This is a genomic window from Jatrophihabitans sp., from assembly GCF_046262535.1.
In the GTDB taxonomy this organism is placed as follows: Bacteria; Actinomycetota; Actinomycetes; order Mycobacteriales; family Jatrophihabitantaceae; genus Jatrophihabitans.
In genome coordinates this window covers 1-10,781 of record NZ_JBHEMO010000108.1, presented here as the reverse complement: position 1 = coordinate 10,781, position 10,781 = coordinate 1, and the positions used below count along the sequence as shown (strand labels likewise).

Sequence of the window (10,781 nt, the reverse complement as noted above, 5' to 3'; positions counted from 1 at the left end):
GCCGCGCCTGGCGGTCCGGACGAGGGCGCCGGGGCACAGGGAATGATCGCCGCGCTGCGCGTTCAGCTCCGACGACTGCTGCCACAGTTCCTCGGCCAGCTCCGTCCATCCCAGCTCATGCTGCTCGCGTTGGTCGTCCAGCGCGCTGATCAGCGCGCCACCGTCGAACACCGGCAGGCGTGACACGCGGGCGAGCATAACCGCGGGGGTACGACCACGTCGCTCGTCCGAACCGCGCTTGACTGGCCGATGCGGCCGTCGATGCGCTCGCGCAAGAGATCGGCGTGCCCCATGTGGCGGGCGTACTCCTCAATCATGCCAATCAACAGTTCGCGCAGCGAAATTGCGCCGCCGCCGCTGCCGTGCTGATTCGACGGGTCGTCGACGGTGATGTCGACGCTTGGCGCGTCGGCCAGGAACTGCTCGGCCAACCGGACCTCCACCTCCCACGACCGCCAGGCTTCGGCCACGACCTCGGGATCAGGGACGTCCCCGTCGAAGTCGCCGTCGCGCTCGGTTGCCGAGCAGAACAGCCCCCATACGTTGACGACATTGACCCCGATCCGCACTGTGGTTGTCCGGACCGCGATCTCGGCGAGAAGCGCGAACGCATCGTGGCCCCACCCTTCGGCAACGCTGAACGAGCTGTAGCCAAGAGCCTCTGCGCGTTGCGCGAGGTGGACGATGACCTCGCGCCGGGTCCCCATCGGCGTCACGGCGACACCGAGCGGACGTTGGGCTCCGGGTACCAACTGGTGTCCCCTTCCGTACGGCGCCCGGGCGGCGCCGGGTTGCGGTTGCCGAAAGAACTACGGAAGCGACAACGCCGACGGTTCCCCCTGATCGTCGCGTGCCTCGATCGCGTGCAACACGGCCACCATGTCAGACCCGCCGTGACCCAGGGCGAGGCTCTCGGCGAACAGGGCGTGGCAGGCGTCCAGCAGAGGAGACGCGGTGCCGGCCCGGCGGGCGGCTTCGGCGATCAGGCGGTTGTTCATCAGCACGTCGGCCAGCCCGGCCTGTACGGAAAAGTCGCCGGCCACCAGCTTGCCGATCTTGACCCGCGAGACACTGCTCGCCATCGGACCGGCGTTGAGCACGGCCTGGAACAGAGTGCGGTCGAGGTCGTGCCGATCGGCGAAGTGGAACGCCTCGGTCAGGCCGGTGACCATGGTGATCAGGAACAAGTTCACGGCCAGTTTCGTCAGCAGTGCTCGCGGCGAGTCCCCGCAGACGAACGTCTCGTGGCATACCGGCCGCAGCAGCGGTCGGAGCGCTTCGACCGCCGCCTCGTCGCCGGCCAGCATGCCGACGAGTTCTCCGGTCTCGGCCGGTACCCGTGAGCCCGAGACGGGAGCTTCCACGTAGGCGCCGCCGACTGCGCGGACGTCGATCGCGAGGCGGCGCGAGTACTCCGGCGATGTCGTGCCCATCTGGACGACGGTGTGATCCCGGACGAGGTCGCCGAAACCCGCTGTGCCCCGCTCGAGAACGGAGTCCGTTGCGCCTTCGTCGGCCAGCATCAACAGGACGATGTCCACGCACCCGAAGACCTCGCGCCGGCTCGCGGCGACGCGCGCGCCAGCCGCGCGTAGCCGATCGCATCGCGAGCGCGTCCTGTTCCACACCACTAGGGGTGTGCCGGCTCGCGCGAGATTGAGCGCCATTGGCTGACCCATCACGCCCAGGCCGATGAATCCCACGTGCATGCGCAGCCGCCCCACGAATTGCCGATTTATGCTGACGGTCATAATACTGGAGTTATGACGACTGTCATAGACGCGGCGGCGGCCAGCGTCGCGCCCGAAACCGCCTGGGGGCTGGACCGGTCCCGAGCGGACGACGGCCCCGCGTTGGACAGGCTCTTTGACAGCTGCTCGGCCGAGACCGTGTACCGGCGGTTCTTCGGCCACCCGCCGTCGTTGCCTCGCTCGTACCGGGAGGCCGTCCTGGCCGAGCAGCCGGCGCAGCACGATGCCGTGGTCGTGCGCTACGGCGACGGACTACATGTGGCCGGCCTGGCCAGTCTGGCCGCCGACCTCGAGACGGACGGCGATGCCGAGCTGGGTGTTCTGGTGGCCGACGGTTGGCAGCGTCGGGACCTCGGCGCCGCGATGGTCGAGGTCCTCATCGCGCGAGCGCGCGAACGCGGCGTGCAACGTTTTACCGCTGAGGTTCTGGCCAGCCGGTCAGCATTGTTGCGGGCGCTCGCCCGGCGGGTCGAACTACACAGGCTCACCCGATCCGCGGACACTGTGGCCGGACTGTTCAACCTGGCGGCGGTCGATGGACGGCCGCCGCATGCGGCGCATCTGCGGAGGTGACCATGGCGGCGCCCGGCAGACGCCCGCGCGACCGGATCGTTTTCAGCGCAGCGCAGCTCATCCGTCGCGACGGCGTCGCGGCGACGGGCCTGCGTGACGTCGTCGAGCACGCCGGCGCCCCGCGCGGCTCCCTGCAGCACTACTTCCCGGGCGGTAAGGAGCAGCTCGTCAACGAGGCGGTCGAGTGGGCGGGCGGGTACGCCGGCGGTCGGATCGCCTGGTTCGTGGCCGGCATGCGTCGCCCGTCGCCGGGGCGCCTGTTCGCCGCAATGGTGCAGCAGTGGTTGGACGACTTCTCCGCGAACGACTTCCAGGCCGGGTGCCCGGTCGCTGCGGCAACGGTGGACTGCGCCGACGGCGTCGAGTCCACCCGCGCCGCGGCGTCCGCCGCGTTCCAGGCCTGGCGGGCGCCGATCGCTGACGCGCTGCGCGACATGGGCGTCCCCGCCCGCAGGGCGGCGTCGACCGCCACCCTCATGCTGAGCGCGCTCGAGGGCGCGATCCTGATCGCGCGGGCCGAGCACGATCTGCGCGCGCTGCAGGTCGTGGCCCGAGAGCTGGGGCCGATGCTGGACGGGCTGGTCGACCCGGCGTCCTGAAGTCCGTGAGTCAGCCAGGCGCGCCGGCGCCGAGTTCGAACCACACCGTCTTGCCCGGGGGAGGCTCGCTAGGAGTCACGCCCCAGCTCTCCGCCAGCCGGTCGACGATGATCAAGCCACGGCCTCGGGGCAGGGACGGAGGCGGCGGATGGACCGCTGTCGTGGGAACGGCGTCACCTTCGTCCCGCACGCCCACCCCGATGCACGGGGGATCGAAATCGACACACAGCGTGATGGACGGACTGCCGTGCAGGACCGCGTTGCTGACGAGTTCGGAGACGAGCAATTCGGCGTCGTTCACAACGTCAGGCGGCAGGCCGGACCCGCGGTCGATCACGAAACTGCGGGCGATGCCGGGTGCGTCCTTGTTCGGGGGGAGGCTGAGTCGAAGTCGTTCGCTCACGGTGAAGCCCCCATCGTCACTGTCTGACCCTAGGACGGTGCCCACTAATGCGCGCGGTCAAACCGGGCAGCTCCGGCAAATTCCGCACTTTTTGTGGGCGCTACCCTGCGGCGATGAAGTTCCTGGTCATCTGGCGGATGGAGTTGTCGTTGCTCTCGCGCGAGATGGCCCAGGCCGTTGCGAAGGTGGCGAAGTACGCCGAGGACCTCGAGTCGGCCGGCAAGCTGATCGCCCGGTATCACATCGTCGGCGCGCACGGCGGGGCGTGGATCTACCAGGTCGATTCCCACGAGGAGTTCGAGCGGCTGCTCGCCCGCAGCCCGATCTTCAACTTCGCCCACTTCGAGATCTCCGCGCTCGCCGAGATGGGACCGTCCGCATCCGCGCCCGCTTGAGACGACGTTGCAGCGCGGACCTTGTCCGAAAATCCGGTATTGACGGAATCTGGCGACGGATCCACGATGGGAGCCTCCGTAGAGGTGGCGCCATGCAGCTCAACAGCAGCCCGTGGGCGGCTCGCCAACTGCTGATCAGTCAGCGGTTGCGGCAACGGCGGACCGATCTGCGCCTCACCCAACTCGACGTCGTGAGCCGGCTGGCCGGTCTCGGCGTGCAGACGAGCAACCGGGCGCTGTCCAGCTTGGAACGCGGCGCCGGCGTCGATGTCGCGAAACTGCCGGAGCTCGCGGCCGCGCTGGAGTGCACCGTCACCTACCTGATCGGGCTGACGGTTGACCCGGCGCATTGGGAGCCTGATCCCGCACCGGTCGCTCGGCCGCGAAAGGCCCGCCCGCCGGTCGCTCGTCGCCGGCGTGCCGGCGGGTCCCGGCCGGCTGCGCCCGCCGAGGCTCCGGCTCCGTCGCTGATCATCGGCGCCGACGTACCGGAGCGCGACCTGCGCCTCGGCGCCGGCACCCCCTGACGACTGCAGGAAGGCCTGGACATGAACCGATCCCGGCGCACGAGCTGGATCCTTGCCGCGACCGCTCTGCTACTCGGCGGGTGCGCCAGTAGCGGGGCGAAGTCCGGCGGCTCCGCGACGGCCAAATCGATCACCCTCTACACCTGCGCGACGGAGAACGTCGAGCAAGCGGTGATCAAGGCTTTCGAGAAGGAGAACGCCGGTGCGAAGGTCAACGTGTTCCGCGCGGCGACCGGCCTGCTGAACGCGCGGGTCGCGGCGGACCAGCGATCCGGCGGCATCAAGGCGGACGTGATCTGGGCGTGCGACCCGCTCACCATGCACGGCTACGACCAGCAGAAGCTGCTCAAGGCGTGGAGCCCTCCGAACGCCGGCGAGATCCCGAGCCGGTTCCGGACGCCGCACTTCACGGGCATCGATCTGTTGTACATGGTCGCCGCCGTGCATCGCGGCGCCACGATCCCCTCCACGTGGGCCGACCTCACCGGGCCGAGGTTCCGCAACCGGGTGGCGTTGCCCAGCCCGACGTTCGCCGCGTCGGCGCTCGGGCTGCTCGGTTACTTCTCCGCGGCCGAGGGCTACGGCATCAACTTCTACCGAAAGCTCAAGAACAACGGCGCGGTGCAGCTGAACGCGCCCGCCGACACGTTGACCGGTGTCGAACAGGGCACTTACACCGCCGGCGTGACGCTGGCCAACGCCGCGTACGCCGATCAGAAGAAGGGTTCGCCCGTCGAGGTCGTGTGGCCGCGGCCGGGCGGGGTGGCGATCTACGCACCTATCGGGTTGACCACGAAGAAGCACACGCCGGACCTGGCGGAGAAGTTCGCGAACTTCGCCGCCAGCCGGGCCGGGCAGCGGGTGATGGCCGGGCTGAACACCTACGTCGCGATCGACGGAGTCGGCGGTCCGCGCGTTCCCGCCGGCAGCCACGCGGTCTCGCCGGACTGGCCGTCGCTGTTCAAGACCTCCACATCGGTGCTGTCGGAGTACAGCAAGATCTTCGGCGGCTGAGTGTTGCGAGCCGTCCCGGCGGTCCGGCGTCCGCCGGCGCAGTGGGCGCTGCTCGCCGCGGCCGCTTGCGCGGCCGTCGGGCTCATCATCGTGCCCCTCGTCCGACTGGCGTGGGCCGTCGCCGACAACGGCACTTCGTCGGTCCGCCGGGTAGTGGCGGCCCGGGGGTTCGGCGCGGCCGTGGCCCACTCGTTCGAGCTGACGATCGTGGTGCCGCTCGTCGCGGTGCCCCTCGGAACCGGGACGGCGCTGCTGCTTCGCCGCACCGACCTGCCGCTGCGGCGGACCCTGCGCGTGCTCGTCCTGCTGCCGCTCGTCGTGCCGCAGTTCGTCCTCGGCTACAGCTGGACGCAGGCGTACGGACGGGCGGGATTCGTCGACGACCTGCTCGGCGTGCACTGGGCCGGCCTCCTCGGCCCACACGGAGTCGCGATCGTCCTCATCGCCGACGCAGCCCCGCTGTGTTACCTCATCACCACGGTCGGGTTGGCCACCCGCGCCCAGTCGCAGTTGGCGGCAGCCGCCCGCGTCGGCGGTGCAGGCGAATGGACGACGCTGCGGACGGTGACGCTTCCCCTTCTCCGACCGGTCCTCGCCGGGGAAGCGATCCTCGTCTTCGTCGCCACGATGGAGAGTTTCGCCGCGCCCCAGGTCCTGGGCACGCCAGCCGGTTACGCGACGGTGACCACCCGGCTGTACTCCGATCTCGCCTTCGGCAGCGATCCGAACTCCTTCACCGATGCGGTGACGCTCGCGCTCGGCTTGGCAATGGTCGCGGCCGTCGTGCTGATCCCGGCCGATCTGGCGCTGGCGCCGCACCTGCGCGCGCAACGCAGCCCACATGGCAACGGCTCGCTGGATCGCATCGGCCCGAGGAACCGTGGCGGTGTTCCCGTCGTCCTGCTGCTGGCCTACACCGGTTTCGTAGCCGTGTTGCCGGCGGCGGCGCTGGGGCTGGCGTCGGTGACGCGGGCGATCGGCGTTGCGCCGACTCCGGGCAACTGGACCCTCGACAACTTCCGGACGGCCCTGAGCGGACCGACGCGGGCGGCGCTGTGGCACAGCGTGCAGCTCGGCGTGGTTGCCGCGTTCCTCCTCACCGTGCTCGGCGCCACCGCCACGGCACTCGAGCGGCACGGGACGGGTCGGCTGCTCGGGACGCTCACCGTGCTCTCGTTCGCCCTTCCCGGATCGGCGCTGGCCGTCGGCCTGCTGGTCGCCTACGACCGTCGGTTGGGCGGCACGCTGCTGCTGATCATGCTGGCTTACCTCGCGAAGTTCTGGGCGCTCGCACACCGGACGATCTCCGGTGCCGCGGATCGGATGCCGCCTGCGGAGTGGCAGGCGGCGCGCGCCAGCGGGGCCGGCCCCTTCGCCGCCGCCCGCACCGTGTGGCTGCCGGCGCTCGGGCCGGCGTTGGCCGGCGCCTGGGTGCTCGTCTTCGTCGCGTCCATGCACGAGGTGACCATGTCGAGCCTGTTGTACTCGACCGGCACCGAGACGTTCTCGGTTGCCGTCCTGAACAGTCAGGAGCTCGGTGACACGTCGACGACGGCCGCCCTGTCTGTCCTTCTGAGCGCCGGACTCATCGCCGCGGTCGTTCCGGCGTGGTTGCTCATGCGCCTGGCCACGCAGCGCCGGACATTGCCGGTCCGCCGATCCAGCGGGTTACCGACCCCAGCCGCGGCGGCCCCGTCATGACAAAGCTGTCGAAGGCACCGGATTGGGCGGTGCGTTGTGTGGCGGTCGACGTGCGCTACGGGGAGGCCGAAGCGCTGACCACCGCGAATCTCTCGGTCGCCCCCGGTGAGGTGGTCACGCTGCTCGGGCCGTCGGGTTCGGGTAAGTCGACGCTGCTGCATGCGATCGCCGGACTGCTGCAGCCCTCGGCCGGGGAGATCTGGCTGCGCGACCGACTGGTGGCCACGGCCTCCCGTTGCGCGCCCCCCGAGAAGCGCGAGGTCGGTCTGGTTTTCCAGGACTTCGCCCTTTGGCCACATCTGGATGCGCTGGCCACGGTCGCCTATCCCTTGCTTCGGGCGAGGATGCGACGGCGCGAGGCCGAGGCGCTCGCGCAGGAGTTGCTGGACCACCTCGACATCGGCTCGCTCGCTCACCGCCGTCCGGCCGAGCTGTCCGGCGGCCAGCAGCAGCGGGTCGGCCTGGCCCGCGCGCTCGCGCGCCGCCCGCGGGTGTTCCTGCTCGACGAGCCGACTGCCCACTTGGACACGCACCTGCGCGGCGCGTTCCAGGCGAGCGTGCGCGACCGACAGGCGGCCACGGGCGCCGCGGCTGTGTACGCGACGCACGACGCGGGCGAGGCGCTGGCGCTGGCCGACCGGGTCGCGCTCGTCGTGGCCGGGCGGATCGTCCAGATCGACGCTCCGGAGCGCGTCTACGCCGAGCCGGTATCGGCCGAAACCGCGGCGCTGACCGGTCCTTGCAGCGTGGTGACCGCGCAGGTTGCCGCGCTGCCCGGGGACCGGATGTCGGTAGAGCTGGCCGGCGGCGTTGCGGTGGTTCCGGCTGCGGGCGTGCACGGCGGCGGCGCGCGGATTGCCCGCGTGCTGCTCCGCCCGGACTGGGTCCACCTAGGTGGTCCGTTCTCCGGCCTGGTGGCCGGCCGGGCGTTCCGTGGCCCGCACACCGACTACGAGCTGACCGGCACCGGCGGCGCGGTCCATGTGCAGCTGCCCGGTCCGCCGCAGTACGGCGTCGGTGCCGCTGTCACCTGGGGAATGCACCGCGCCTGGGTGCTGCCCGGCGAGCCGGGTCCGCGTCCGACGAGTGAGCCGGTGCCGGCGCCGGTTCAGCCGAGCGCTGTCAACGCACCGGGGTGATCGAGCCGGTCGTTCACGACGTCGAGATGCAACCGGGTGTAGTGGCGCAGCGCCGCGAGCTGGCGCGGGGTGAGCCGGTCGCAGACCCACTCCCAATGCATCGACACCCAGTCACCGACCGCGAATTCCGGAACGAGCCCGACGCCGCCGAGCGTCCGCTCGACCGTTTCGAGCTGCGGCGCCCCCAACACCAGCCGCCCCCCCTCGTAGAGCAACGGCTGCGACTGCACCACCAACTGGTCGGCCCGGACCTGATGCACCTGGCCCCAGCGCACCCGGCACCGGTCGAGCACCATCAGCGCCTGCTCGTAGCGGCGGTCGTTGCCGAGCAGCCCGACCCACGGGTAGATGCAGAAGACGTGGTAGCTGTGGTGCGGCACGCCACCGGCCGCAACGGCTTCACGGACGTTGGCGAACTGCCGCCCGGTGTGGAGGCGGAAGCGGTTGTCCATGTTGTCGCCCAGCGGATGCGGGCCGACCTGCTCGAGCAGGCGGTTGCCCACCCAGTAGGCCTCCACCACCCGCTGGTCGAGCGGGTCGCCGATGCCGCTCGCCCCGGCGATCAGCTCCAGGTAGGGCCACGCGCCGGCGAACTGCCGGGCCAGGTCGCGCAGACCGTCGTCGACGACCGCGCTGGCGCCGTACTGGAACAGGCCCTGCGAGTCGGGCGGCCCGCACGCCCCGTGATAGTTCGGCGGGAAGGCGTAGCGAACGAACGTGATCGCACCGGGAACCGCACCGGCGCGGACGTCGCCGGCCGGCGAACCGGGTGGCTGCCAGGTCGTCGTCATCCCGCCGATTCTCCCGCCTCAGGAACAACCTGCGGCTTCTCGGCGAAGACGGCGAGTGCATCGGCGGCGTCCTCGGGCGACATCCGCTCCACCGCAAAGCCGCTGTGCGTGAGGATGACATCGCCGGGCACGAACGTGTCGTCGAGCAGCGCGAGGTCGATCTCGCGCACGACGCCGGCGACATCCACACGTGCCACCGTGCTACCGGGATCGATGCTGACGATCCGGCCCGGAATGCCCAAGCACATGGTGCACCTCGTCCGAACCTGTACCTCAGGAGCCTCACCGTACCTCCGTACGTGGCCCGGATGGCAAGCGAAACATTGTGCGACTCCCGGTCTCCCGCTTACGGTCGCGGAGACAGGGATGAGGCCATGCACGAGCTCTCGATCACGCAGAGCGTCATAGACACCGTCGTCGAACGGACGCAGGGTGCACGGGTCAAGGTTGTCCGCCTAACGATCGGTCGCCTCTCCGGAGTCGTGCCGGACTCGGTGCGATTCTGCTTCGAGCTCATCGCCGACGGAACCCCGCTGCAAGGGGCGCGCCTCGACATCCACGAACCGGTCGGGCGGGCCAGCTGCCGGGGTTGCGGGCAGCGGTTCGAGCTGCGGGAGCTGATCCTGTTGTGCCCGTGCGGCAGCGCGGACGTCAGCGTCGAGGACGGGCAGCAACTCGCCCTCACGTCGGTGGAGGTGGCTTGAGATGTGCGCTACGTGTGGCTGCGGCGACCCGGCCGGAGTACGGGTGCTCAACGTCGGCGAAACAGCGGGGCACCGGCACGACCCCGATCACCCGCACGACCATGCGCACCCGCACGACCACCCGCACGACCACGCGCACCCGCGGGCCGCGCAGCGCGACGAGACGAGCGCGGAGTCGTCGCGCACGATCGCGATCGAGCAGGCAGTGCTGGCCAAGAACGACGAGCTCGCGAACCGCAATCGCGCCTGGCTGGCCAATCAGCGCATCACGTCGGTGAATCTCATGAGCTCGCCCGGTTCCGGGAAGACCACCCTGTTGGAGCGGACGATCGGCGACCTGTCCGGGCGTCGGGAGGTGTCCGTGATCGAAGGCGATCAGGAAACGACCCTGGACGCCGATCGCATCCGCGCGACCGGCTGCCCCGTGGTGCAGATCAACACCGGCTCCGGCTGCCATCTCGACGCCGACATGCTCGCCCGGGGACTTCACCAGCTGGCCCCGGGGCCGGGCTCGTTGCTGTTCATCGAGAACGTCGGAAACCTCGTCTGTCCCGCCTTGTTCGACCTCGGTGAGGGCGCTCGCGTCGTCGTCATCTCGGTCACTGAGGGCGATGACAAGCCGCTGAAGTACCCGCACATGTTCGCCGCGGCCGACGTCGTCGTCGTCAACAAGACAGATCTGCTCGACTACGTCGAGTTCGACGTCGACCGCTGCGCGGCCAACGCACGGCTGGTGAATCCGCGGCTGCGGGTGTTCCCGGTTTCGGCCACGAAGGGCGACGGCCTGGACCGGTGGTACGAGTGGCTGACGAACGCACCGAGCTCTTCGTCGGGGGTCGGCGGCAGTTCTTGACAAGCTGCGACCCGTCCCGTAAACCGAGTGACATGCCTCACAGATCGGACTAGCCGACTTGCGAGACCGAGGGACTTGAACCAGCCGGTCCGGAGGTGGTCACATGCAGACCGAAGAAGCAATCAAGGCCGAGCAGACGCTCATCCATGTGTTGTGGATCAATGCGGGACTCAGTTGTGACGGCGACTCCGTCGCCCTCACCGCGGCCACCCAGCCGAGCATCGAGGAGATCGCGCTCGGCTCGCTGCCCGGACTACCGCAGATCGCGGTCCACTGGCCGCTGATCGACTTCGAGTGCGGCCCCAACGGGGGCGCCGACGACTTCCTCGAG

15 protein-coding genes and 1 pseudogene are annotated in these 10,781 nt (G+C 70.0%); 10 read left to right on the top strand and 6 right to left on the bottom strand.

Annotation, left to right across the window (positions count from 1 at the left end):
* The 3 genes from ABR571_RS14700 to ABR571_RS14690 form a co-directional block, all read right to left on the bottom strand.
* A partial coding sequence (locus ABR571_RS14700) for a hypothetical protein (RefSeq protein ID WP_409453950.1) occupies positions 1-186 on the bottom strand: 186 nt, incomplete at its 3' end.
* A complete protein-coding gene (locus tag ABR571_RS14695; protein WP_409453952.1) occupies positions 150-707 on the bottom strand; it encodes an LLM class flavin-dependent oxidoreductase in 558 nt (185 codons plus the stop codon). The genes ABR571_RS14700 and ABR571_RS14695, both read right to left, overlap by 37 nt.
* Before the next feature lie 102 nt (positions 708-809).
* Positions 810-1,709: an NAD(P)-dependent oxidoreductase gene (locus ABR571_RS14690; protein ID WP_409453951.1), complete on the bottom strand. Its 900-nt coding sequence runs from the start codon at positions 1,707-1,709 to the stop codon at positions 810-812.
* 54 nt (positions 1,710-1,763) lie between these two features.
* Between ABR571_RS14690 and ABR571_RS14685 the strand changes: the two genes are divergently transcribed.
* Together ABR571_RS14685 and ABR571_RS14680 are read left to right on the top strand one after the other, a co-directional pair.
* Positions 1,764-2,324 carry an N-acetyltransferase family protein gene (locus tag ABR571_RS14685; protein ID WP_409453949.1) on the top strand — a complete coding sequence of 187 codons (561 nt, stop codon included), beginning with the start codon at positions 1,764-1,766 and terminating at the stop codon, positions 2,322-2,324.
* 2 nt (positions 2,325-2,326) lie between these two features.
* A complete protein-coding gene (locus ABR571_RS14680; RefSeq protein WP_409453948.1) occupies positions 2,327-2,923 on the top strand; it encodes a TetR/AcrR family transcriptional regulator in 597 nt (198 codons plus the stop codon).
* Between the two features lie 10 nt (positions 2,924-2,933).
* On the opposite strand, the gene ABR571_RS14675 is transcribed toward ABR571_RS14680, so the two are convergent.
* Positions 2,934-3,326, bottom strand: a complete 393-nt coding sequence (locus ABR571_RS14675; RefSeq protein ID WP_409453947.1) for an ATP-binding protein — start codon at positions 3,324-3,326, stop codon at positions 2,934-2,936.
* Positions 3,327-3,439: 113 nt separating this feature from the next.
* Between ABR571_RS14675 and ABR571_RS14670 the strand changes: the two genes are divergently transcribed.
* The 5 genes from ABR571_RS14670 to ABR571_RS14650 all read left to right on the top strand — a co-directional run bounded on the left by ABR571_RS14670 (position 3,440) and on the right by ABR571_RS14650 (position 8,102).
* The gene (locus ABR571_RS14670; protein ID WP_409453946.1) at positions 3,440-3,721 is read left to right on the top strand and encodes a muconolactone Delta-isomerase family protein; all 282 of its coding nucleotides are present in this window, start codon (positions 3,440-3,442) and stop codon (positions 3,719-3,721) included.
* 92 nt (positions 3,722-3,813) lie between these two features.
* Positions 3,814-4,248, top strand: a complete 435-nt coding sequence (locus ABR571_RS14665; protein ID WP_409453945.1) for a hypothetical protein — start codon at positions 3,814-3,816, stop codon at positions 4,246-4,248.
* A 21-nt stretch (positions 4,249-4,269) separates the two neighbouring features.
* Positions 4,270-5,262, top strand: coding sequence for an extracellular solute-binding protein (locus tag ABR571_RS14660; protein ID WP_409453944.1), 993 nt, complete (start codon positions 4,270-4,272; stop codon positions 5,260-5,262).
* Positions 5,263-6,963 carry an ABC transporter permease gene (locus ABR571_RS14655; protein WP_409453943.1) on the top strand — a complete coding sequence of 567 codons (1,701 nt, stop codon included), beginning with the start codon at positions 5,263-5,265 and terminating at the stop codon, positions 6,961-6,963. It begins immediately after the preceding gene.
* Positions 6,964-7,001: 38 nt separating this feature from the next.
* Complete coding sequence (locus ABR571_RS14650) at positions 7,002-8,102, top strand: ABC transporter ATP-binding protein (protein WP_409453942.1); 1,101 nt, start codon at positions 7,002-7,004, stop codon at positions 8,100-8,102.
* On the opposite strand, the gene ABR571_RS14645 is transcribed toward ABR571_RS14650, so the two are convergent.
* Complete coding sequence (locus ABR571_RS14645; RefSeq protein ID WP_409453941.1) at positions 8,072-8,893, bottom strand: DUF6390 family protein; 822 nt, start codon at positions 8,891-8,893, stop codon at positions 8,072-8,074. The genes ABR571_RS14650 and ABR571_RS14645 overlap by 31 nt on opposite strands.
* A complete protein-coding gene (locus ABR571_RS14640; RefSeq protein ID WP_409453940.1) occupies positions 8,890-9,141 on the bottom strand; it encodes a HypC/HybG/HupF family hydrogenase formation chaperone in 252 nt (83 codons plus the stop codon). The genes ABR571_RS14645 and ABR571_RS14640 overlap by 4 nt, the downstream gene beginning before the upstream one ends.
* Positions 9,142-9,267: 126 nt before the next feature.
* Between ABR571_RS14640 and ABR571_RS14635 the strand changes: the two genes are divergently transcribed.
* From ABR571_RS14635 to ABR571_RS14625, 3 genes and pseudogenes are all read left to right on the top strand, one after another.
* On the top strand, positions 9,268-9,597 hold the full coding sequence (locus ABR571_RS14635) for a hydrogenase maturation nickel metallochaperone HypA (protein ID WP_409453939.1): 330 nt from the start codon (positions 9,268-9,270) through the stop codon (positions 9,595-9,597).
* A 1-nt stretch (position 9,598) separates the two neighbouring features.
* Positions 9,599-10,450 carry a hydrogenase nickel incorporation protein HypB gene (gene hypB / locus ABR571_RS14630; protein ID WP_409453938.1) on the top strand — a complete coding sequence of 284 codons (852 nt, stop codon included), beginning with the start codon at positions 9,599-9,601 and terminating at the stop codon, positions 10,448-10,450.
* A 103-nt stretch (positions 10,451-10,553) separates the two neighbouring features.
* Positions 10,554-10,781: pseudogene (locus ABR571_RS14625) on the top strand (hydrogenase expression protein HypE); the annotation flags it as partial.

Excerpts from the sequence above, each read along its gene's own strand:
- ABR571_RS14695 (WP_409453952.1), bottom strand. The coding sequence starts at position 707 with ATGGGGACCCGGCGCGAGGTCATCGTCCACCTCGCGCAACGCGCAGAG.
- ABR571_RS14690 (WP_409453951.1), bottom strand. The coding sequence starts at position 1,709 with ATGCACGTGGGATTCATCGGCCTGGGCGTGATGGGTCAGCCAATGGCG.
- ABR571_RS14685 (WP_409453949.1), top strand. The coding sequence starts at position 1,764 with ATGACGACTGTCATAGACGCGGCGGCGGCCAGCGTCGCGCCCGAAACC.
- ABR571_RS14680 (WP_409453948.1), top strand. The coding sequence starts at position 2,327 with ATGGCGGCGCCCGGCAGACGCCCGCGCGACCGGATCGTTTTCAGCGCA.
- ABR571_RS14670 (WP_409453946.1), top strand. The coding sequence starts at position 3,440 with ATGAAGTTCCTGGTCATCTGGCGGATGGAGTTGTCGTTGCTCTCGCGC.
- ABR571_RS14665 (WP_409453945.1), top strand. The coding sequence starts at position 3,814 with ATGCAGCTCAACAGCAGCCCGTGGGCGGCTCGCCAACTGCTGATCAGT.
- ABR571_RS14660 (WP_409453944.1), top strand. The coding sequence starts at position 4,270 with ATGAACCGATCCCGGCGCACGAGCTGGATCCTTGCCGCGACCGCTCTG.
- ABR571_RS14645 (WP_409453941.1), bottom strand. The coding sequence starts at position 8,893 with ATGACGACGACCTGGCAGCCACCCGGTTCGCCGGCCGGCGACGTCCGC.
- ABR571_RS14640 (WP_409453940.1), bottom strand. The coding sequence starts at position 9,141 with ATGTGCTTGGGCATTCCGGGCCGGATCGTCAGCATCGATCCCGGTAGC.
- ABR571_RS14635 (WP_409453939.1), top strand. The coding sequence starts at position 9,268 with ATGCACGAGCTCTCGATCACGCAGAGCGTCATAGACACCGTCGTCGAA.
- hypB (WP_409453938.1), top strand. The coding sequence starts at position 9,599 with ATGTGCGCTACGTGTGGCTGCGGCGACCCGGCCGGAGTACGGGTGCTC.